The following is a 23614-nucleotide window of genomic DNA, read 5'->3' as shown; positions in this document are numbered from 1 at the left end:
CCTACGAATGCCACCAATAGGCGGCTCCTACGGAGCCGGGATCTTTCCACCCTTGCTTACTGCTTTCATCTCCACCCATGTCTCGCCCTTCTTTGTTCCCTCAATTCCTTCCTGGTAGCCACTCATGAGCTGATTCCATTCGTTCACCCGCGGATTATTTTCGGTTGTTTTCGGATTCAGCTCCTCCAGTTTTTTTCCTTTGGGAATACTGATCACCAGTATCAGCTGTCTTCCGTTCTTAAATACCCGCAACTGCTGAAAACCGGCTTTACAAAACCCATTGGAAACCTCCGGCCATTTTTCAAATTGGGTGGCATGGTAACTGAGGTACTCCTGTTGTTTGCCCGGATCATTTACCAGATTGGCTGTCATAATGATATCCGTCCAGTTCTTTGCAACACCTGCGCCAGGGCACCGTTCTGCCCGGTCAAAATCGTATACCATATCCTGGTATACTTTAACGGTTACATCCGGGAATACTTTTTGTAATTGCCCGCGCAGCCCGTTTATATCCGTTATAAAGCCGTAAACCACGGTATGATCATGCCATTGCCCGATCGTTTCCTGCTGTACTTTTTTATCATGCAGGCATGTTTCCAGCTTTTCTATATTAATCTTCTTTTTGTTATTGCTGATCAGCTCAACCAGTTCCTTTCGTTGTTTGTTGATCTCCTGGTGCACCTGTCCGCTTGTTCTTTCCTTCAGCAGTTCCCTGTACCTGTTTTCTAAACCGGCATTGGCCTTTACAGCTGCTGCAACCTGCGGGCCATTCTGTTCCCAATGGTTATCCGGCCCGTTGTTATTCTGCAGGTATTTCTGAGCGGGCGTCCAGTTATTCCGTACCGTAATACCCGATGAGCCTTCATCCGTATACAGGTAAAACCAATGCGTGGGCAAATGCGCGTAAGGCGCTTTATAAATACTGTCAATATAATTTTCTTCTATTACTGTTCCCGGTTGTGCGCTCAGGGTGTAGATGCCGGCACAATCATAATTGGTTCTGCCATAATGATGGATCCTGTTCAACCGGATGCGGTTGTGCTCCATAATATTTTTTGCGGGTGTCCAGCCCCATCCCATGCTGATCCCCGAATAAGGCACATTTTCAATTTCATTTCGTTCGATGGTGATATTCTTTGAAAATCCCATACCAATGCCTACACAACCCCAGTCTTCATTGCCGGCATCTGTAATGAGGTTATTGGCAATGGTAATATTTTCACAAACCACACGCTGGTCTTTTGGGTTATAGGGTTTGTGTATTTCTTCGCCGTTCTCACCAAAATAACCGCCCTGAATGCCTGTGCCTCCAATATCTTTAAAAAGATTACCGGTTACAGCCGAAGCCTTTACGCCAACCTTAAGATCCAGCCCGGTGGCTGCCAGGTGCTCAAAACGGTCATTTTCAAAACGGATATTGTTTGCATACGACACGGCAACGGCAGCTTCCGGCCGGCCCACCCATGCCTGGTTGTCGAGCGATGGCTTTTCAGGGGTACCGGCCGGGCTTAGTTTATAGGCATCGGTCATATACAGCCCTGCCTGGTGTGGCACATGCCCCTGCTGCGAAGGACGGTTCCAGGCGCTGTGCTGAAAACGGATCCCTTTGATCACTATATTTTCAACCGGGTGTTCCGGTGTTCCGTTTACTACAAAAAGATTTTCTAAAAAAGGCAGTACTGTTTCTGCGGTAGCCATATCTTCCTGCGCCCGCGGGTAATAATAGATCTTGCCTGCGGCTGCATCGTTATACCACTCTCCCGGTTCATCCAGAAAAGAAAGCGAATTGCACAGGTAAAAAGCGGAGTTGCCCGTTTCCTGCGACAGCCAGGGCGCTGGCCAGGGATGTTCGTTCTGAATGCGGCTTTCCGGTTCATAAAACCAGACCCGGCAACTGTCGCCTGCTTTTTCCAGTTTACGAATGCGCAGGCTGGCCACTTCCCACCACTGGTGTATAAATAGCTCCAGGCCTTCGGTCACTTCCAGGTTTTCAAACGGGTGCAACGGGATGATCGCCGTTCCTGTTTTCTTATCCCAGTTCAGAATGCGCTGCATGCTATTGCCCGGAGCGCTCTTTGCCCTCACCGCTTTTTTGCCGTTGACCCACAACTGGCGAAACGGAACAGCGGCGCCCATAACAGGCATCGCTGCCACCCATACTTTGTTTTGCACCGCTTGTGGCAGCCCTTTTACCAAAGCCGTATTCTTTCTCCATCCTTTTATCAGAAAGCCACCGCTTAGCACCGGTATTTCTCCGGGAACAGCTGCTATTACCAGGGGATCAGAAGGTGTACCGTTGTCTTCCGGTCTTACAGAAACCGGTTCTTTTAAATAATAAGCTCCTCCTTTAAGCAGGATATGATTGTTGCTGGCCTTATGTAACCGTCTTTGTTCCCGCACCTGGCGTATCGCTGCATTCAGTGTTGCTTTCGGCGCATTTACAGTACCATTATTTCCATCACTTCCATCCGGGGAAACATAGACCTGTCCCCGGCCTGCCAGCGAAGCAAAAATACCCGTAACCAGAGCAATGCACAACCGTTTCACAATGGCATCATTTTTACCGTTCTTCAGATTGAACTACGTGAGCATAAATGTACTGGTAACCATTTTAAAGCAGATGCCTGTAATCACTATTATAATGGAGGATTTTACTAAAGGGCACTGCCCGGCTGTTTACCGGCAGGTTCGTTTGCTTTACCGATCAGCACTGGTAAAAGATTTTTAAAAGTGCCAATTTTATATCTGTAAACAAAAAACAAACATGATGAAACTATTCGGTATCTTATTTGCCCTGATAGCCAGTGTGCTGGCAGTTGTTGCTTTTATTCCCTTGCTGGGCTGGCTGTACTGGCTGGTGATCCCGTTTGGCATTCTGGCATTGATCTTATCTGCCATTGGTAATTCTTCCACAGGAAAGACCCTTAGTATCATTGTTATTCTGGTGGGTATTTTCCGGCTGATGATCGGGGGCGGTATTTTTTAGTGCACCAAGGCCATTATTGCTTATTATTTACTGCAACCTGAAGTCTGCTCTTACCAGATCATCCGATGCGAAGCTGCTGCTTGCCAGGATATCTTCTTCAACAGCAGGTTTTATTTTTATGAACCAGGATCGATAAATTTCACTTTTCCAAAGCATATTACTTGCTGATCCACAGCAGGGACGCATTATCCGGCAGCTCAATGTTTGCTGTTGCCCCGCTTGCAGTATAAGCATCCGTTTTTATAACCCGGCCGGTTGCAGCGCTTATAAAACGCAGTTTTAATTTCCCGGCAAGCCCGTTGAGGCTGACCTGTATTTTATTGCTTTTTCCTTTATAAACAATGCATCCTTTTGCACCCTGTAATACAAAAGGATCATCCGTTTTCACCGGCAGCATTTCCTTTGCCGCTATTAAAAGCTCCTTATCAACAGTTGCCGGCAATACGGGCAATGAGCCTCCGGCCATAAATACCGCCCAGCCAAATTTATCGGCACCATCGGCGGAGTACAGTACCACTTTGCCAGGGTATTTCAGCCGGTATTCTTTTACTGCGCGGTACACCTGCTCAAAGGAACTGGCCTTTGGCTTTAACAGCCGTGCCCATTGGCGCGGCGCCAGGTTCTTCCCGCCTTCGGGTGCATATACAGATCCGTCTGCCTGATAATACCAGTATTTGATATCGATCACATCCACCACCGGTGCATATTTCGGATCCTGTAAAACAGCGTCCTGCACATCTTTGGTGGTGCTTAACCCAACCATCTCCTTCCTGTTCTTTTGCTCCCACTCATTAATGGTTTGCAGCCAGAATTGTACAAAATGCAGGGGCCCTGTAAATTCTTCACCGGTAAACTGGATCACATTGTCGCAGTCTTTAAAATTTTCCAGGCATTGCCGGATGTATTGCTGGTGCAGCTTCCGGCGCACGGGGTTGTTTACATCATAGAACTGCTCTGCATAAAAAATGCGTTTATCGCCTGCAAAATTCACCGGCTCATTTAACCCGGTGTTATTGATGTTATTAGCAGTACGCCAGGGAAAGTCTGCATAATGCGCACCGGCCTCTATAATATTGTGCTGGAAATAATTCTGATGCAGCAGGACCTTTCCCGCTGACGAAGCCATCCAGGCAAACTGCTTCATACGATCCCAATACCAGTTATTGTATTTTGTAAGATCATACTTGCTCAACCCGTCCCAGGCCGTATCGATGCCGCTGCGTTTAAACGGCAGCTCATAAAAAGGCGGCCACACTTCCCCATCCATCCTCCGGATGCGCTCATGATCGTCCCTCCGGCGCTCATACCATAATCCATAATGCTGGTTCAGCCCTACAATATTATTGGCCTTCATGGAATCCACCACTTCTTTCAGATCATCCGTAAGCCCGGGGCCTACGCGCCCCGGCACAAAGCGAGTAATGGCCAGCTTCTTCTTTGCCTGTTCCAGATCTTTCCCCTCTACCCCTCCTGTCCACCAGGGCACTTCCTGTATCTTCCCGGCAAGCAGGTCTCCGGTCCTGCCGACCAGCCACCCGTTCTTAATGGGGGCAGCAGGCGGATAGAGTGCCCATTGCCCCTTTGCAGCCTTGTCTATTATTTTTGCGCCTCTGGCATCCGTAGCGATAGGATGATGCGTTGCTGCCTGCCGGATCCAGCTGATCATTTGCACTTTAGGCTGCGCTGCTTCCCTGGTCAATTGCTGCGCTACCTCAACAGAAGGGCTGCTGGATGCTTCTGTGCCCACGTCCAGTATAAAGGATTGCCTGGGCGATGGCTTTCCGAGGCGCTCCTGCAATTGTGTATAATAAAAACTTCTTGGCGTTAACGTGTTATTCGATTCGCCCCAGTAACCATCCCCGGCAAACTGGCTCCAGGAGCCTAATGCCCAGTTTTGCGCAGTGGGCGGTTTATAGCAATCGATGCGCGCCGCGCTGCAGTTCCAGAGCAAACTATTGGCAGCCGACCAGCCCGCGCCCTGGCCGTCCTGCCCGCGGTTCCCGAAACGGATGGCATTCCCATCCACCACTACCACATCCAATAAAACACCCGAAGCCCATTTATCAATGGTGCCGGAAAAATTATACGGGCGCTCAGAATAACATTGTACAAAAGCATTAGGACCGGCAGCTGTATGCCCCACTGAAAAATCGTGATAGCCATTTGCTGCATAACAGCGCTGGAACAGCGTTTGCTGCCCCCGTGTAAAAAAAGTATACCGCCGCTGACCGCCGATTTCCGAAACCGGCTCTGTTGAAATACAGTCTTCCACCGTAACCCGTCTCGCCGATTCCAAAATATGCACCGCAGACCCGGCAAAATGTTTAAAGGAAACCTGGCGTACCCAGGCATCCTCAACATTTTCCATGGTAATGGCCATCCAGCGATGTGCTTCATCCTTTGGGTTGCTTTTATCAAAATCAGAAACCAGGGAAAGATTTTCAATACCGATATTCTGAATCCTGCCCGGCCATGAAAACGCAGTTACGGTTCCGCCGCCATATTTTTTGTCCAGCGAATTGGTCAGCGGGGCATCAATGGAAATGGTATTTCCGTTAATTGCTGTGATGATCCTTTCAAAAACAAGATCGGCTTCCCCGGGTTTCCATCCGAGCGCCGATAGGCCACCCCCAAAGCTGCGGGTGCCCAGCACATCGATCCATTCATTGACAGAAGGCCGCCGGATATGGATGCGGTCTCCTGTTTTAAAACCCTTTGCCTGTTCTACTGTAAACGTTACTGCATTTACCGGCACATAATCCTGCGCAATACGTGTTTCCTGTGCCGGCTGCTGATCATTTTTTCCAACGACTCTTATTAAGGCATCGCGGCTAACTCCTTTTCCCTGTAACACGGTTGCACCATCTGCACCGCTTCCCCTTAATACCACTCCTGATTCTTTAATGAGCAGCTGCCCCTCTATGGCATAATTCCCTTTCTGCAACAGCACAGCCCCGCGGAAGCCATCTTTACCGGGCGTTAACCGGGATACATAATCAATTGCCGTCTGGATCACAGCAGTGGCATCTCCACGCATCAGAGGAACCATTGCCTTTACAGGTACCAGCGGAATGGCCTCTTCAGAAGCCCTGTACCCGCAATAAGAATAGTCGGGAATACGATCCCCCGTAACCGAGTCTGCATTATAGATCAGTTTTCCCTTTTCAACCGATACCGGTGGTACCGGCTTTACCGGCTTTGGCTTTTGTGCATTAGTTGCTGAAAACAACAGGCTGAATAAGACCGATAAAAAAAAATTCATTATTGCTAATTTATCAACTCTCTGTAAAACGAATGTTATATCAGTATACTTTTTTATCCTAACGTCAGGCTTGCCGGAGCCTGTTCTTAATCGTCCTTTGTCAATCTGCCAACGCACTATCTTCTTTTCCACAGCCGGAGGCCGCTTCTGCCTGTCTGCCCCTTTGCTACTTTTCTGAAATCCGAAGAGCGGACGACGCCCCCGCCAGCTAAGGATAACAAACAGACCTTTAGATTGCCGAATGGCGGAAAGAATAATTATCTTTTTGCAGCGCAAATTGAAAACCCAGAACGACATTCATCACGCCACTGATAGCGAGCCAAGGTACCAGAGATGAGAACTGAGAGGTTAGAAGCTGCTATCAGTCTCGATGGTCCCGATATCGGGGTCGGGATCAGTTATCAGTTGCTCCGTATTCCAACCTGAAACAGGTATCCAACTCTATTACAACGAAGACAATGGCCTGCCATTTTTGGGACTAACTGTTTCCAATGGCACCAAACTATTCAGATAGTTCTCAATATTGCTGTAACCATTTTTTGCAATTGCCGGTGCATCGGATGCATTACCCGGATCTAATCCCATCTTCTTTTCAACAGCGTCCGGTATACCGTCGTTATCCGTATCCTTATGAGGTGTTCCTTTATACTCCGGGTAGCCTCCTACCTGCTGAATATCGGAAATGATCCCCTCCTTATAAGAGTCTGCCGGCAACCGGCGCTTCAGGTATTTTGAAACAGGGGCAGGCCGGGCATCCCTGCTGTAAGTAATTTTCCCCGTTCTTACATCCTCTATTACCCGCCTGTCCACTGCATCCCTTACCGGAAGCGTGGCACCTGCATTCTTTAATACATAGCCGTATGCCTGCTTTGCCGCTAATACCGGGAAGGCTGCCATGGGAAACGGCCGGTTCACCCGGATCTGCTGCAGGTACTTTGCAGCATCCTTTACATCCTCCAACTGCACACCCCCGGCCCAGTTATCTTTTGTTACTTTTTCATTCCCCTCTACAATGTTCCCGTTTACATAAGCCTTTCCGAATACGAGCGTATCTTTATGAGACCTGCCCGATTCCGGCTTTAAAATACGCCAGGCGATCGGCTTATCTTTTGGTGTTATGGGGCCGGGCTTATAATAATTATTAATAAAATTAAAAAAGGATTTATCGTCCCCGCCATCTGCGCTGCGGTTCCACCAGTTGAAGATCACATTATTTACAAAACCAAAATCGCCATCCATTCCTATGGATGGGTTCCTTGCAATATTATTGGCCCAAAGGTTCCGCATAAAAGTGCTGTTGCGCCCTCCGATCGTACTGCCAAAAGCATGGTTCCAGGTATCCAGTGCTTCCGAGAAAATGGAGTTCTGGATGGTTACATTTACAGTTGGCAGCTTTTCTCCTTTGCCATTTGCCTGCCGGTCGTATACATGACGGTAAATGCTCATGTTCTCATCCAGCCCCCAGCTGGCAGAAACATGATCGATGATGATATTGCCCACAGGATTACCTCCCAGGCCATCATCTCTGCGGGTCACTTCCGTTGCGCCTCTTCTGAAACGCATAAAACGGATAATGACATCATGCGTATCGATCAATACTGATTCCCCGGCTATGCAAACGCCGTCACCCGGAGCACTCTGCCCCATGATGGTGATGTAAGGTGCGCGAATACTGACAGGTCGTTTCAACCGGATGATTCCCGCTACATTAAAAACAATGATCCGTGCGCCGCCCTGCTCACAGGCCCAGCGGAAACTGCCCGGACCATCATCATTCAGGTTGGTAACCACAACTACTTTTCCGCCCCGGCCACCGGGAGTACAGGCGCCGCCGCCTTCAGCCCCGGGAAAGGCAGGCAGGGCTGCTTTTATAAGATCAGATGATTTTGAGGCCCAGGGCACATAAGGTTTTCCTTTTTTTGCTTCAGCTTCCACTATGGGCAAGGCATTTGCCCAGGCTTTATCTGATAACTGCTGATAGCCGGCCATTACCGCATCTGCGGAATCTTCCACAGACTTTGGGATAACCGGGTATTGTGCCGATGCCTGTTTTTGCACACCTAACAGACTGATAAAACCTAAAAGATATAACCTGTTTTTTTTCATGAATTATTCGTTTTACCCGGATGATTGTTACTGCAAACATTGGTTGTACTATTCCTTATAACTGGTTCATGAGGGCACGAACCAAGGCCCCGTTCCACTCCCCTGCCAATGACAGATTGTAGTATGCATTAAAGATCAATTATACTTTCGTCATGCCTGCGGCAGACAGGAAAGTATTCCTGTAATATTATTGAAGTATTCGATAATTGAGAGATCCTTCGGCTCCTCCGCCGGTTGGCGGATACGCTGCCAATGACAAGTTGCCTTATACATTGAAGATCAATCACACTTATCGTCATGCTGAGCGAAGCGCAGCGTAGTCGAAGCATCGCTGTAATATAGAAGTGTCCGATGATTGAGAGATCCTTCGGCTCCATCCCGAGGGCTTTCGGGATTGCGCTCAGGATGACGATAGGAAGATTTGTCATTGCCACATTGTTTTTGTAACACAAATAAAAAACTCAGCATGACGGTAGAAAAGGTCGTCATTGCTACATCCGAATTTTCGGATGATTTGGTGTGAACAAATTGAAGACTCAGCATAACAACGTTCTATTGCCTATTTATTATTTATCATTCAATGATCCAATTTGCAATTATTGTGCGTCATTACGTTCCCTTCATTCCTGTTACTTTACAGGTACTACATTCCTAACATTCACTACGCTGTTCAGATAGTTCTCAATATTGCTGTAGCCGTTCTTTGTAATTGTTTGCGCATCGGATGCATCATTGGGATTCAATCCTGATTTCCTTTCATAATCATCCGGCATACCATCACTATCCGAGTCCCTGTAGGGTGTGCCTTTATACTCAGGGTATCCACCGGCCTGGCAGGGATCGGTAATGATCCCTATTTTATAGGAATCGATCGGTAAACGCCTGTGCTCAAACTGGGTTTTGGGCAACGGGCAGGTGGGCACGTTATTAATTTTACCGGTTTCCACCTGTTTCACGATCCGTGCATCTACAGCATCCCGCCGGGGCAATGTGGCGCCGGCATTAGCCAGTACAAAGGCTTTTGCCTGCTGTGCGTCCAGGATGGTCAGTTCCGGCATTATTAAGGGCTTTGATTGCCTGATGTAATCCGTGTACCTGCCTGCATCCTTCTCTTCTTCTACCTGCACCCCGCCGTTCCAGTTGTTCCTGGTAATTTCAGGATAGCCTTCCATTATATTACCGTTTACATAAGCACGGCCATATACTTTATATTTTAATTTGCTGCGGCCGCTTTCGGGTTTTAAGATCCGGTGCCCTACATTATTATCCTTAGGTGTAGCAGGCCCTGGTTTAAAATAATTATTGATAATGTTGAACTGCGCCCGGTAGTCGCCGCCGTCAATAGAACGGTGCACCCAGTTGAACACCACATTGTTCACGAAGTTAAAAATGCCGTTCCAGCCCACAGAAGGGTTCCGGCCTGTGTTATCGGCCCAGAGGTTCCGCATAAAGCTGCAGTTCTCTCCACCAAGGGTACTGCCAAAGGCGTGGTTCCAGGTATCCAGCGATTCACCGAAGATCGAGTTCTGGATAGTAATGTTCACTGTTCCGAACTTATCTTCTATTTTACCGGTACTATCATTATACATATGACGGTACATGCTCATGTTCTCATCCAATCCCCAGGTAGCGGAAACATGATCGATCATAATGTTGCCCACCGGGTTGCCACCAATGGCATCATCCCTTCTTCCCACCCAGGTTTCACCGCGGCGGAAGCGCATATAGCGAATGATGACATCATGGGTATTGATCCACACCGTTTCCCCGGCAATGCAAATACCATCGCCCGGTGCCGTTTGCCCGGCAATGGTGATGTAAGGAGCTCTTACAATAACGGGTGATTTCAGGTGAATAATTCCGGCTACATTGAACACTACCACCCTGGCGCCTCCCTGCTCACAGGCCCAACGGAAACTGCCCGGGCCGTCATCGTTCAAATTGGTTACCACGATCACCCTGCCGCCACGGCCGCCTCTTACAAATTTACCGCCCCCTTCGGCTCCGGGAAACGCCGGAATGTCGGCATGCGGCAGTTCATCATAACGCGAAGCCCAGGGAATATAGGGCCTTCCTTCCCGGGCTTCTTTCTGAATGATCGGATAAGCAATAGCCCACATGGAATCTGAATGCCTTTGCGCAGCCTCCAGCAACGCTTTTGCCCTGGCCTGGTCTTCCTGCGGAATTTTCGGGTACTGAGCGGCTGCCGTACCGCACCAACCAAAACAAAACAACAATATTCCAGTCTTTAAATTCTTTATCATACTCATTTTTATTTATTCTATCTTATGGTCAGTATTGTGTTGGTTTAGTTACGGTAAGATGCCGGTTATTTTAATGGGTCAAAAGAACCGCCCCAGTTGTTGTTCTGAACCAATTTCGGATCATTCAGGATTGCCTTCTGAGGGATCGGGAAGAAATAATACTGGGTCTGAAAATTGATTGGCTGACCGTCCAGCTTTGTGACCGAGTTGCTGGCATCATGATTATCATTCCTGATCACCGTAAAATAATTCGCCATCATATTGTCCAGATCCTGAACATCCCGGTAGGAAGATCCCGATGCATTTGTGAGGTCTGCCTCAGTAGGTATACCCGTACCTGTTTTCAGAACAATTCTCAACCTGTTTCTATACCAGCCATTCAGATCTGTATTCCTTTTCCATCGGTACATATCCCAGAAGCGCTTTCCTTCAAAAGCAAACTCTATTCTACGCTCAAACAAAATGGCATTAAACAACTGCGCGCGCGTCATACCAGCCTGCAAACCATACAGGTTATCATCCCCTGCTTCAATCCCTGCCCGTTTTCTTACTGCTATAAGTCCCGTATACCCTTCATCGCCTTCACCTATTTTTCCTGCTCCTACAGCGCTTTCTGCCAGGTTCAGCAATACTTCCGCATAGCGTATTTCCATCCAGTCTGTTCCACTGTATGTAGGATCTCCTCCGGGAAAAGTGCCTTCTGAAACCGCCTTTCTGCAATAAAAACCTGTATTCGACGCATTTTTTTCTGTAGATGAAGTACTTGTTTTATAATAGGTCCACAGTTTATAATTGGCATTGCCATCCAGCGGCCAGGTACAGCCATTATAAGCAATAGTTGCATCAAAACGGGGATCCCTGTTTTTATAGAACAAAGTGTCATAATAAGGATATTTTGCTGAGACGCCCGGCATTTTTCCATCTTTCATTGGGTAAGCACTTACCAGTTCCCAGGTGGGTGCATTGGAGCCACTGCCCAATAAATACTGGGGCCGGCAGGATTTATCCCAGCCGTTATTCTTTTTGCCCTGATCAGCCGTTGAGGTATTATATCCTGTTACCATTACCGCTTCAGGATTACCCACTTCCGTAAACCACATTGTTTTATAATTACTGTTTAGCCCAAAACCGTTTGCATCCAGCATTGTCTTTGCCTGTAAATTTGCTTCATAAGCTTTTTGCCACCGATCCTGAAGATCATCAGGATTAAACATTGGGCTGGCATAATATAACAATACCCTTCCTTTAAAAGCAGCAGCAGCACCGCTGGTGATCCTGCCCCAGTCTGTATTTGATGCCCATTTGCCCGGCAGGAACATGATCGCGGTATCCAGGTCTTTTACGATCTGGGCAAAACATTCAGCAGTTGAGTTCCGGGGAAGCAGGGCTGCTTCTCTCGCAGCATCTCCTACCCCATCCAAAGGTGTTAGAACAAGCGGCACCCCTCCGTAGATCCGTACAAGATCCCAATAACGGAATGCACGAAAAAAGAGTGCCTGGGCTTTGAATTTATTTTTTGTGTATTCCGGCAGGGAACTGGCTTCCAAAGAAGTTATAAATGTGTTCAGCTGCCTTATTTTGCCCCAGTTGGTATTGGGTTGCGTACTGTTCGAATTTAATGCCGTTCCAAAATCTCCGGGCTCATCCATTCCGTAGCTCATTGTTCCATACATGATGCTATTGGAAGCGGATGTTTCTTCAGAAAGCTGTCCCTGCACGCCACTCAGGCCGCTGCCGGTGTTTTGTCCTCCCCACAAAGGCAGGTTATTATCATAAATATTATCCAGGTTCAGCTGCACCAGGTTAGAGTCTGCAAATAAATAATCGGGGGTCAGTTTGGACAAATCCGATTTGTCCAACACCTTGTTACAGGAAGTTCCGGCAAGTGTTGCAATAACCAAGATTGAATATAGAATTTTATATTTCATATTTGTTATTTTAAAATTATAAACCAATACTAATACCCAAACTTGAGGTCCTCAATACAGGGAACGCATCAAATGAACCCGAATAATTATCTTTATAATCATACGGATTATACAGATTAATGGGATTGGTTGCTACATAAAATATTCTTGCATTGGTCAAACCAATTTTCCGGATCAGATTAGAAGGCAACGTATAGCTTAAATTGATCATTGAAATCCTGATCTGGGTAGAGCTGCGCCACCAGAAGTCGGTAGGGATATCGTAAGTAGAAGAGAAATAAGGGTTCGGATATTTCGCATCAGGATTATCCGGGGTCCATACATCGGACCAGAAAGCCGGCCGGTTAATATAAGTTGCCTTTCCCACTTTTGTAGCGGCAGATTCTACCGCATTAATACCACCCCAGTTAGCGCTTGCCTGTACCTTTAAGCTGACAGATTTATAGCTGATGCCTGCATTTAGTGTAAACCCGTAACGGTTATCTGCCCTTTTCTTCAACTGGATCTCATCGTTAGCGTCTATTACACCATCCGGCGGTGCATATTTACCGGTTGTAACATCGAGCGGTCCCCTCACATCTTCAAAATACAACATTCCCGGTCTCAGCCTGTCAGGTGTATAGCCCAGCATTTTAGTAATATTATATTTGGCAACATAGGCGTCAATATCTGCCTGGGAACGGAACATGCCCAGATATTTATATCCCCAATAACCGATATCTGTGGGCTTTCCTGTGGGATCATCCTCTGTGCCCACAATCCCGGAAGCCACATCCCTCACCAGCACCCTGTTATCATTCCATCCTGTATTGAGCCCTATTTCATACCGCCAGTTCTTGCCGATGTTATCTTTCCAGGACAGGGCGGCTTCCACTCCGTATACTTTTGCTTTCCCGTAATTTTCAGATGGCAATGCCGATCCGATCAAAAATGAAGGAGATGCTGTGAGCCCGGCTAACATATTATAGCTATAATTCAGGTACCAATCCAATGTAGCGCTTAAACGGTTACGCAAAAAACTTGCGTCCAGACCTATATCATATTTATTCTGATCATCCCAACGGACAGCATAGTTGGCAATTTCCTGATTGGTAACCACGGCCAGCCCCCTGTCGTTATTTCCTCCAAAAACAGCCGCCTTACCGGTTTGAATAGAATAGCTCCTTAACCAGTTATAAGGTTTTGTATTGTCAATACCCATAAACCCGATCGAGCCCCTGATCTTTAAAAAATTGACAGTCTGCTTTAAACCACTGAAGAAAGGTTCTGCAGAGATCACCCACCCTGCTGAAGCTGATGGGAAATATCCCCAGCGATACTCCGGTGCAAAATTCGGGCTTGCATCTGCTCTCAACTGGGCCTGTAAAAGATATTTATTGGCATAGGCATAATCCAAACGGCCAAAATAGGAAAGCCGGGCAGTTTCTGATATCGTTTCACTGGCGCTTTGTGTACCCGTAGCAAAGTTCATGTTATCCAGTCCGCCAACCAGCACGCCTTCCTGCATACCGGAAACCCCGTCACTGAATGTTTCCGTTTGCTCAAACCCCGCAAGAAATCCTATATCATGCTTGCCAAAGCTCCTGTTATAATTCAACATTCCGTTTAGCTGGTAATTGTTCACAATTGTTGGATTCAGCCTTACAAAATCACCGTTTTTCAAGGACACTTTTCTATTATAGGTCGTATCCAGAATATGCCCGTGCGTTCCCAGGGTATTGAACTGATATACATCGTAGTACGTGCCGTATTGTTTACCCCAGGTATTGGCAATATTCTTATTATATGCAACAGAAGCTTTTAATCCTTTTATAAAGGGGAATTCATAAGAAAGATTTGCCTGGAAGTTAACGCTGTTACCAATAGTGCTGGTGTAGTTATTTGAATTATGCACACCAAAATAATTATAATTATTGATATTAGCGCTGGTGCCCGCATTGGGTATTAATATGGGCAGACCGTTAATTTCAGGAGGAAACATCGGTGAGGCCGTTACCAGTGTTTTCCAGTCATTGTCCAGGCTTTCGCCTCCCTGCTTGTTGTAGGTATTCTTCTTGTCAGACATGTTAGCACTTAATGACAAGGCCAGCTTAAGACCGGTAGCCAGCTTTATATCCGTACTGGCCCTGGCTGAATAGCGCTTATATCTTAAACCCGGGAAATTACTGTTCTCATCCATATAACTGATTCCTGCAAAATATGTTGCACGGTCAGATCCGCCACTCAGGTTCAGGGTCTGACGCATTTCAAAAGCCGACTGAAACGCCATGTCCAGCCAGTTATAGCTATGATCTTTAAAATAGTCGAGTTCATCAGCTGTATAATAATTTGTATTTGCATTCAGGGTAGCTGTATCAAAATCATACTGTCCGCCCAGGTAGGCATTCATGTACTGCGCCTGCTGATAGGCGTTCAGCATCTTTGGCATCGAGGTTGCATTGGAAATTCCATAACTGCTGCTGTAATTAATACTGGTTCTGCCCGGGCGTCCTCTTTTTGTTTTAACAATGATTACACCGTTGGAACCTAATATACCATAGATTGCAGCAGCTGCATCTTTTAAAACACTGATATTTTCAATTTCAGACACATCCAGCAGATCAAAATCATTTTTTGTTCGGATCACATCATCAATAACATATAGCGGATCCTGTGAACCTCCGTCCTTTGAGAAATAGAGGGGGTTCCGGATACTAATAGTTGCCGGCTGACCAGGCCGGCTGTATCCCCCGGAAACGCTAACTCCCGGAATCTGACCGCGCAAAGCTTCAGTAAGATTCCCTGCAGGAATGTCTTCTATGCTTTGCATATTAACAGTACCCACTGCCCCTGTTAAGTGCGATTTCTTTTGAGCACCATACCCAATTACTACTACTTCATTCAGTTTGTTATCGAGTTTGTGCAGCGTTATTCTGATATTTTCTGACGGGCTAGCTTTTATTTCCCCGTATTCATATCCAACATGAGAGTACTGGAGCGTAGCACCGGAAACAGGGATGTTCATGGTAAAGATCCCCTGCCCGTTGGTAACTGCTGACTGAGGGCCGTTCTTTACTTTAATGGTAACCCCTGCAACGGCCTCACCGGTGGAATCATCCACTGCCTGGCCCGAAATTGTTTTGGTTTGTGCTGCCGCATGTAAGCCCCAGCAGGCGCACATTAGCAGGCACATCATTTTTAGAATTGTCTTATAAAACATATGGCTCGTATTATTTATGATTTGCTGATTACTTACCGGACTGCTGCCTCTTTATCCGCTCCTGCCAGTCCTTGCTTTCTTTATTCATATCATATCCTCTTTTTGAAAGATAATTATTGATACGCCCTTTGTACTTCCCGAACCAGGCATGCTTTTTTTCTGATGTTCCTGCATCCATTGCATGCTCCCGGGCTTCTACCAGCGCATCCATAATAAATTTCCGTTCTTCTGTAGTTAAACGGGGGATCATTTCCAGGTATCCTTTATAGGTAAGCGGCAGCACGTTATAGGTCATGCCGTTCTTGATTACATCTATCTGGCCGGCATTTAACCACTCCGACAATCTTTTTAAATAATCCGCATGCAATTTTTCCACCATGGCATTTCTTTTTTCTTCCCCGGCTTTTAACTGCTGTGCCATTGCTGCCGGGTCTTCCTTAGTGCTTTTAACGGCTTTAATGGCCGTAGCATTACCGGCATCAAGATCCCGCAGATCAAAATACTGCTTTGCAACAACAGCCTGTACCTTATAAAATGTGGCTGAATCTTTTAAACCAAGAGGTGCCACAATCTTATACGCTCTTTCATTAATCGTTTTCCGGTAAGCGGCTTCTTCCCCATTCATATTACCGGCGGAGGACTGCGCGTTTAAGCTGACTGCAAAAAACAACCCTGAAAAAAAGCCTGTACTATTCTTAAACAATATAAAGAACCGTCTACCATTAAAAATACAGAACATATCTACAATCGTTATCTGGATGATTTATTACTGAATAAAAGTAGAACACCCGCTGCCATTTCGCAATGTACGGTTTCACTATAGAAATGGAATATTTTCCTATTTTCCGCAATGGTTTGCGTAAAAAAATACTGAAAGAATTGAACAGGAAGCTGCTATAAACAGGTTACAGGGGCTTATTGAATTCATACGGAAGTAACATTTTAATCAAGCTAAAAAGTTTCCTCACAAAAACGCAACCTTTTTTATTGGTCTGTAAGGAATCTTGCTTGCATGTGATGTTCCGCTGTTCCGAACCTTCGGAACGCAGCCTTCCGCCAATAGCGGAAGCGCAGATGGGCAATTATCAGCGCTATTAGCAATTTCTGCGGGAGCATTCACCGCTTAGGCCTTTTCTTTTGGTGCCCCTAAAAATACGAGCGTGTTGAGAATAAACAGACCTTATCTGCTTTGGAGGGCTTTTAATACTCCGGCTAGCTGGTCCCAATGCTTGTTTAGGTCTATAATAAGTTTCACTTTCGTATTACTGTATACTAACGGACACTGTTGCCCTTTGCATTCCTTTTGCTGTAACTGTAATGGTTGCCGTACCTTTTTTTAACCCTTTTACAATCGCCAGCGCCATCCCGTTGTAAGCCTTACGCTGCGGGGCCCGGAAGGGTTCCTGGTCTGCCTGGTAGCCATTGTCCATAGCGATCACTTCTGCATTGGCACCGGTAGTAACGGCAACTTCATTACCGGCATCGGGCACTAAATTTCCTTCTCTATCCAGTATCCGGATAGTTATATATGCCAGCTCATTTGCTGCCAGGCGGATGTTTGGGTTTTCAACAGTTGCTTCAATCCGCGCAGGAGTACCGGCTGTTCTTATGGTTCTTTCCAGTACCCTGCTGCCTTTTTTATAAGAAACGGCTTTTAACATGCCGGGCTCATAGGGTACCTTCCATAAAACATGGAAAGCGGTATCCGGTTTTGTTTTTTTTCCCAGCGACCTGCCATTTAAAAATAATTCCACTTCATCGGCGTTATTGTAATAGATTTTTACATCTACGTTCTGCCCCTTCCTCCAGTTCCAGTGCGGCGCTATATGCAGCACCGTTTTTTTTGTCCATTCGCTCTGGTACATATAATAAACATCCTTGGGAAAGCCGGCAAGATCTATGATGCCATAATAAGAGCTGCGCGCAGGGTACGGATAGGGAACCGGTTCTCCCAGAAAATCAAATCCCGACCAAACAAATAAGCCGGACAGGTAATCGTGCTTTTTTATGATGCGCCATGTCTGCTCATGCGTGGAACCCCAGTAAGCAGCAACATTATCATAAGCAGATACCGTATAATCCGCGTTCCCCTCCGGCACATATTTGAATTTAGAGGAAGGCGGCCAGTAACGCAGCGAATCTGCGGGCAGGTCATAATGCCCCCGCGTAGCCAGGCCGGAAACATTTTCAGTGGCTATAAATTTTTCATCCGGGAAGTTTTTTGGAAAATCTTCATACGCTTCAATATGATAATTCAGTCCCACAACATCCAGCGCTTTGGATTGATAGATAAAATTCTTTGCGGGATCATTCTCGCTCAGCGCACAGGTAACGGGTCTTGTGGTATCGAGCGATTTTACGATATGCACCAGTTCTTTTGCAAGTGTTATGCCCGTGCTGTCAAACTGTTCTCTTATTTCATTCCCGATGCTCCATATAAAAACAGCAGGATGATTGCGATCCCGCTTTACCATATGCTCCAGGTCTCTCTGGTGCCATTTTAAAAAATCACCGGAGTAATCATACTTATTCTTTTTCTTCGCCCACATGTCGAAAGACTCATCCATCACCAGGAAGCCCATTTCATCACAAAGATCCAGGAAGGCAGCGGCAGGCGGGTTGTGAGCGGTTCTAATCGCATTACAACCCATATCCTTTAAGCGCTGCAATTGCCGCCGTGCGGCAGACCGGTTAAATGCAGCGCCCAATGCACCCAGGTCGTGGTGCAGGCACACACCCTGTATTTTCAGGTGATCACCGTTTAAGGAGAATCCGCTCTTTGCATTAAAATTGAAATAACGGATACCAAAAGAAGTGGTATCAGTGTCTGTAAGCAGCGCCCCTGCATACACCTGGGTGACCAGCCTGTACAGCGCCGGATGATCAACAGACCACAATTCCGGGTTATTGACAGGCAGCTTTTGCAGGGAAACGCGTTCCTGTGTTGCCAGCCTTGCATTGGAGTGCGCAACCAGCACCCCTTTGCTGTCATAAATTTTATTGACGATCAGGACAGGCACCGGTACCGCTTCGTGCAACGTGGCTGCAACATTTACCAGCGCTCTGCCCCGGGTAACTTCCGGTGTGGTTACAAAAACGCCCCAGTGTTCCAGCGCTACCTGGCGGGTGATCACCAGCCGTACATCCCTGTAAATGCCGGAGCCGCTGTACCAGCGTGAATTTGGCTGCTGTGCATTATCTACCCGAACGGCTATCACATTTTTCTGATTTCCTTTTTTCAGATAGGAGGTTAATTCATACTGGAATGCCGTATAGCCATAAGGCCATTTGCCCAGGTATTGCCCGTTGATCCATACTTCACTGTTCCGGTAAATACCATCAAATTGCAGATACACCCTGCGCTGCTCACCGGTTTCCGGCAATGAAAAGGTTTTCCGGTACCAGCCCACACCACCGGGCAAAGCACCACCTGCATTACCGGCCGGGTTGGCAGCATTAAAACGCCCTTCAATGCTCCAGTCGTGCGGCAGATCCAGCCGGCGCCAGGCAGCATCATTAAAATCTGTGTTCTTATAGCTGGTAGCATCCGCCAGCATAAATTTCCATCCCTTATTAAAATCAATTGTTGTGCGTTGGGCCGAAACCATCAGCACATTCATTACCATACCTATCAACAACAATACATGCTTCATAACTATTATCAATCGTAGATCATCGTTTAAGCCTCCCCTACTTTTCAAAATGCAACCGGCTTTTTCCTTTGTCAACTGAAGTGGCCACTGCTATGCCCCTGTTCTCTTTTTCATCAACCGCACAATAAAAATGGTATACCACTCCTTTATATTTTAAAACAAAGGATTTGTGCGCATATTTCCGGTCAAAATCCATTGAAGAATGGATTAAGTCTTCCCCGTTCCAGTCTGTCCAGTGGATCAGGTCATAAGAACAGGCAAAGCGGTTAAAGGCGCCAGGGCGATCCTTCCAGAAAGCACCGAAGTAAAACAGCACCCAAATATTGCCGATCTTCTGGATCATCGGGTCACCGGTAATGCCTTCCGGATGATGCACTACCGGGTTGCGCAGGTACCGTTTCCAGTGCACCAGATCATCGGATACTGCCATGCCGATACGTTCATACCAGCGCGTTTTTTTATTATCCGTCAATGAATCCCCTACAGCATTATAATACATAATGAACCGGTAACCCGTATTCCGCGCTTTATCTTCTATTACATAACTTTTAAAGAGCTTTTTCCGGTTTTCCCACCATCTTACATCCGGGTCATCGGCGCTCAATACCGGCGCGGGCAGGCGTTGCCACTTAACAGCCTTTACCGGCTTTTGTGCCGTATACGCCATTCCTATAGACAAGGGCTCTGGCTCATAGCCTGCTGTTGATCCGCCAAAATAAGACATCCAGTATTTTCCTTTATATTTCTGAAGCGCATAGCTGCCGCCCCAGCGGGTGTCTACCAAGGCATTGTAGCCTGCTTTCTGGCTGGCATCCCAGCCTGTTTTTGTAAAGGACAACTGCACGCCAAGGGTTTTCCAGTGCAGCAAATCCTTACTGCCGGCCAGCCAGGTTTCATATCCCTGACCATTAAAGACCAAGTAGGTCATGTACCAGGTATTCCCGGATCTGTAAACAGTGGGACAATCCACTTTCTTTTCTTTACCCGGCGGAAGCACCACCAGTCCGTATTTGTAAGGAGTTTTAACGGCTTCATATATTTTTTCCATAGCAGCCTGTGGCACTGTTTGCTGCTGTGCCGGTACCGATCCTGTAAAAAATAATCCCAATGCACCTAATACGAATTTTCGCATCATCTTGATTTTACGGTAAAATGATAGCTCCCCGAACCTATTTTCTGCACCTGTTTATTGTATCCCGGAGGATAGTAAATAACGGCTGTTGTATTGGCTGGTATGGAAACATCTATGGTGAACTGATCCCCCTGTTTTTTCCAGCTTACTTCAATAGGTCCACGCACGGAATGATAGCCGGCTTTTGCTGTTTTTATATCTCCCACGGGATGCGGCCGTATTTCGATCTCTTTAAACCCTACAGAACCTGCTGCCTGCCGGATCCCGCAAAGACCGGAATAGAACCATTCCATCAGGTGCCCCAACATAAAATGATTATTGGACACTGTGGGCAATGCGGCCCAGGACTCTGTCAGTGCAGTTGCTCCATGCGCTAACTGGTATCCATAGCCGGGCACATCGCTCCGGTTGTTCATATCATAGATCACATCACTATGCCCTGCATCTTCCAAAGCCCTTAATACATACCGGTAGCCTACATCGCCACCTGTAAGCGCATTATTGCGGGCACGGATATCTTTGACCAGGTTTTTTACAACTGCTTCATGATATTGAGGTTCTGCAAGGCCCATATACAAAGCCATTGCATTGGCGGCCTGGCTGCCAGTGGCATACTGCTTTGTTGCCTTATTAAAAAACTTTTTGTTAAAGGCGCTTTTTACGGCTGCTGCCCGGTTCTCAAAAAGGATCTGGTCTGCTTTATTATTGAACAATGCAGCGATCTTTGAAAGTATCGTCAGGTCATAATAATAGGTAGCCGTTGAAGTAACCCCTTCTGGTGTCAGCTGTGAAACACCCGGGCGATCAGGGCCAAGATCGAACCAATCGCCCAGGCCAAAATACAAAATATGGCCTTTTGCTTTTCCCTTAAGGTAATACATATATTTTTTCATCATCGGGTAAGCATCCCTTAGAATAGAGGTATCCCCATACCATTGAAAGGCATACCAGGGAAAGATCACTGCTGCGCTGCCCCATTCGGGTGAATCGCGGAAACCGCCGTCAAAATGAACATATTCCGGTGCAATATCGGGAACCAGGCCCTCGTCCGTCTGCGCATTGATCATATCGCGCACTATTTTTTTTGCAAGCGCTGCAATATCATAATTATACTGAACAGAAGCGCCCATCAGGTGCGTCTCTTCCAGCCAGCCCAGTTTTTCCCGATGCGGACAATCTGTAAAAACACTTACCATATTGCTCCGGATGGCCCAGCGGATGAGGTCATTGGTTTTATTAAATAATTCATTGGAACAGTTGAATGAACCGGTTTCAGGGGCGCTGTTGCGTATATGCAGCCCTTTTAATGCTTTTATAACCGGCAATGAGGTTGGGTGATCAGCGGGTGTTGCACCTTCTACCTGCACATACCGGAAACCATAATAAGTAAACCGCGGGTGCCACTCTTCCACCTCAGCGCCTTTTAATACATAGGTATAATAATACGGGCTGCCGGTGGCCTTCTGGTTGGCAGTACCGTCTTCATTCACCAATTCAGCCGGGCGTAAACGTATGGTGTCTCCCTTTTTACCGGATACTTTTATAGCAGGAATCCCGGAAAAGTTTTGCCCGAGGTCGTACATCCATATTCCCGGGGCCAGTTCTTTTTTTGCAACCGGTTCCAGCGCCTGCATCACCTTAACCGGCGCTGCCGGCTGCGCATACAACCCGGGGGGGCCTGTAGTAACCAAAGCATTTTTCCATCCTGCATCGTTATAGCCCTTCTGATCCCAGCCCTTTTGTTCCCTGTTAGCATCATAATCTTCCCCGCCGTAAATGCTGGAAAAATAAACAGGTGATCCGGTCGTTTTCCAACTATTATCTGAAATAATTACCTGCTCCGATCCGTCTTTATACCGGATCCGGATCTTCGCGATCATTTTAGGATATCCATAAGCGCCGGTCAGCTTTCTGTAACGCTCACCGGGAATATAATAAAAGCCGTTACCCAACAGTACACCGATCACATTGTTTCCTTCGTTCAACTGACGGGTAATATCAAATGTAACATACTGTGCCTGCCTGGAATATTGTGTCCAGCCCGGATCCAGGAAGTGATCTCCTGTCTTTTTCCCGTTAATGCTCATTTCAAAATGTCCCAGCCCGCTGATAAAAACGGTGGCTTCTTCTACCTGCTTTTTTATTATAAATTCTTTCCTGAACAAAGGCAATACATCCGGTCGTTTGCCCCAGGCTTTTTTCCCTTTACCATGTGCAAAGGGAAGAATAATGCTGGTGTCCGGCAGGATATCATGCGCGATCCACCGGGCGCCGGACCAGTCGGCAGCTGTTAACAGCCCCATTTGCCATATGGCCCTATTACTGAATGCCGATGCTTTGCCCTTTTCATCCCAGACCATTACTTTCCAGAAATATTTTTTGCCGGACACCAGGGGTTTCCCGGAATAGGCGATCTGTAGAGAGGCTGATGTGCTGATCTTTTTTGAATCCCAGATATTGCCCTGGTCTTTATCCAGCAGCGCCGGTTGATCTGCTACCAGGATACGATAGGCCGTCTGCCGGCTGTTATTGGCAGTGCCTGATAATTCCCAGCTCAGCCGGGGCTGCTCCGCATCAATACCCAACGGATCCTTCAGGTATTCACAGCGCAGGTTGACCGGCTGCAGCTGTGCCGGCGCTATTTTAATTACTGATAAAAACAATCCTAAAAACAACAATCGTTTCATTCGTATATTTTTTATTTACCCGCTTTGTAAACTGTTCTTAATTGCCGCAACCCCTTATTGCTGCCTTTGCCAGGCCCGTCCGCCCCAAGCTTCGGGGCCAGCACGGGAGGGCTGCTAATGGCAGGTGATATAATATTTTGATAATAAACAACATACAAGCACATCATTTCGGACCGCAGCGAAGCGGAGTGGAGAACAATTTCACCGAAGGTAAATCTCTATAATAGATGAGATCCCTCCGCGCTCCCGCTTTCAGCGGGATTGGTCGGGATGACGATTGAAAAGAACTTGTCATTTCAATGAACATAAATGCAACGCTTTTATGATTGCCTCACTATGACAGGCTCACCATGACATTCACTTTTGTCATCCGAATGTTCGGATTTAAAGAACTTAA

12 protein-coding genes are annotated in these 23614 nt (G+C 46.9%); 2 read left to right on the top strand and 10 right to left on the bottom strand.

Annotated features, from left to right (window positions below):
- Nucleotides 1-27: 27 nt before the first annotated feature.
- Nucleotides 28-2547, bottom strand: coding sequence for an L-rhamnose mutarotase (locus tag A8C56_RS04045; RefSeq protein WP_084490001.1), 2520 nt, complete (start codon nucleotides 2545-2547; stop codon nucleotides 28-30).
- A gap of 1 nt (nucleotide 2548) precedes the next feature.
- Between A8C56_RS04045 and A8C56_RS04040 the strand changes: the two genes are divergently transcribed.
- On the top strand, nucleotides 2549-2728 hold the full coding sequence (locus A8C56_RS04040) for a hypothetical protein (protein ID WP_084489999.1): 180 nt from the start codon (nucleotides 2549-2551) through the stop codon (nucleotides 2726-2728).
- 36 nt (nucleotides 2729-2764) lie between these two features.
- Nucleotides 2765-2986 (top strand): hypothetical protein, encoded by a 222-nt coding sequence (locus A8C56_RS04035; protein WP_067752390.1) that lies wholly within the window; start codon nucleotides 2765-2767, stop codon nucleotides 2984-2986.
- Between the two features lie 157 nt (nucleotides 2987-3143).
- On the opposite strand, the gene A8C56_RS04030 is transcribed toward A8C56_RS04035, so the two are convergent.
- From A8C56_RS04030 to A8C56_RS03990, 9 genes are all read right to left on the bottom strand, one after another.
- On the bottom strand, nucleotides 3144-6248 hold the full coding sequence (locus A8C56_RS04030; RefSeq protein ID WP_067761572.1) for a DUF6298 domain-containing protein: 3105 nt from the start codon (nucleotides 6246-6248) through the stop codon (nucleotides 3144-3146).
- 444 nt (nucleotides 6249-6692) lie between these two features.
- Nucleotides 6693-8354 carry a polysaccharide lyase gene (locus A8C56_RS04025; RefSeq protein WP_067752387.1) on the bottom strand — a complete coding sequence of 554 codons (1662 nt, stop codon included), beginning with the start codon at nucleotides 8352-8354 and terminating at the stop codon, nucleotides 6693-6695.
- A gap of 629 nt (nucleotides 8355-8983) precedes the next feature.
- Complete coding sequence (locus A8C56_RS04020) at nucleotides 8984-10618, bottom strand: pectate lyase family protein (protein ID WP_067752384.1); 1635 nt, start codon at nucleotides 10616-10618, stop codon at nucleotides 8984-8986.
- 65 nt (nucleotides 10619-10683) lie between these two features.
- Nucleotides 10684-12546, bottom strand: a complete 1863-nt coding sequence (locus tag A8C56_RS04015; RefSeq protein WP_067761570.1) for a RagB/SusD family nutrient uptake outer membrane protein — start codon at nucleotides 12544-12546, stop codon at nucleotides 10684-10686.
- Between the two features lie 16 nt (nucleotides 12547-12562).
- A complete protein-coding gene (locus A8C56_RS04010; protein WP_067752381.1) occupies nucleotides 12563-15745 on the bottom strand; it encodes a SusC/RagA family TonB-linked outer membrane protein in 3183 nt (1060 codons plus the stop codon).
- A 28-nt stretch (nucleotides 15746-15773) separates the two neighbouring features.
- Nucleotides 15774-16484 carry a DUF3826 domain-containing protein gene (locus A8C56_RS04005; protein ID WP_084489997.1) on the bottom strand — a complete coding sequence of 237 codons (711 nt, stop codon included), beginning with the start codon at nucleotides 16482-16484 and terminating at the stop codon, nucleotides 15774-15776.
- A 523-nt stretch (nucleotides 16485-17007) separates the two neighbouring features.
- Nucleotides 17008-19398, bottom strand: coding sequence for a glycoside hydrolase family 2 TIM barrel-domain containing protein (locus A8C56_RS04000; RefSeq protein WP_067752375.1), 2391 nt, complete (start codon nucleotides 19396-19398; stop codon nucleotides 17008-17010).
- 37 nt (nucleotides 19399-19435) lie between these two features.
- Nucleotides 19436-20533 carry a glycoside hydrolase family protein gene (locus A8C56_RS03995; protein WP_245645743.1) on the bottom strand — a complete coding sequence of 366 codons (1098 nt, stop codon included), beginning with the start codon at nucleotides 20531-20533 and terminating at the stop codon, nucleotides 19436-19438.
- Complete coding sequence (locus tag A8C56_RS03990; protein WP_067752369.1) at nucleotides 20530-23217, bottom strand: alpha-L-rhamnosidase; 2688 nt, start codon at nucleotides 23215-23217, stop codon at nucleotides 20530-20532. Before A8C56_RS03990 ends, A8C56_RS03995 begins: the two co-directional genes overlap by 4 nt.
- Between the last annotated feature and the right edge of the window lie 397 nt (nucleotides 23218-23614).

Source organism: Niabella ginsenosidivorans, assembly GCF_001654455.1.
GTDB lineage: Bacteria > Bacteroidota > Bacteroidia > Chitinophagales > Chitinophagaceae > Niabella > Niabella ginsenosidivorans.
The sequence above is the reverse complement of the archived record's forward strand: the minus strand, read 5'-3'. Positions and strand labels throughout refer to the sequence as shown.

Coding starts and splice junctions, on each gene's coding strand:
- A8C56_RS04040 (WP_084489999.1), top strand. CDS start 2,549: ATGGCATCATTTTTACCGTTCTTCAGATTGAACTACGTGAGCATAAAT.
- A8C56_RS04035 (WP_067752390.1), top strand. CDS start 2,765: ATGATGAAACTATTCGGTATCTTATTTGCCCTGATAGCCAGTGTGCTG.
- A8C56_RS04030 (WP_067761572.1), bottom strand. CDS start 6,248: ATGAATTTTTTTTTATCGGTCTTATTCAGCCTGTTGTTTTCAGCAACT.
- A8C56_RS04025 (WP_067752387.1), bottom strand. CDS start 8,354: ATGAAAAAAAACAGGTTATATCTTTTAGGTTTTATCAGTCTGTTAGGT.
- A8C56_RS04020 (WP_067752384.1), bottom strand. CDS start 10,618: ATGATAAAGAATTTAAAGACTGGAATATTGTTGTTTTGTTTTGGTTGG.
- A8C56_RS04015 (WP_067761570.1), bottom strand. CDS start 12,546: ATGAAATATAAAATTCTATATTCAATCTTGGTTATTGCAACACTTGCC.
- A8C56_RS04010 (WP_067752381.1), bottom strand. CDS start 15,745: ATGTTTTATAAGACAATTCTAAAAATGATGTGCCTGCTAATGTGCGCC.
- A8C56_RS04005 (WP_084489997.1), bottom strand. CDS start 16,484: ATGTTCTGTATTTTTAATGGTAGACGGTTCTTTATATTGTTTAAGAAT.
- A8C56_RS04000 (WP_067752375.1), bottom strand. CDS start 19,398: ATGAAGCATGTATTGTTGTTGATAGGTATGGTAATGAATGTGCTGATG.
- A8C56_RS03995 (WP_245645743.1), bottom strand. CDS start 20,533: ATGATGCGAAAATTCGTATTAGGTGCATTGGGATTATTTTTTACAGGA.
- A8C56_RS03990 (WP_067752369.1), bottom strand. CDS start 23,217: ATGAAACGATTGTTGTTTTTAGGATTGTTTTTATCAGTAATTAAAATA.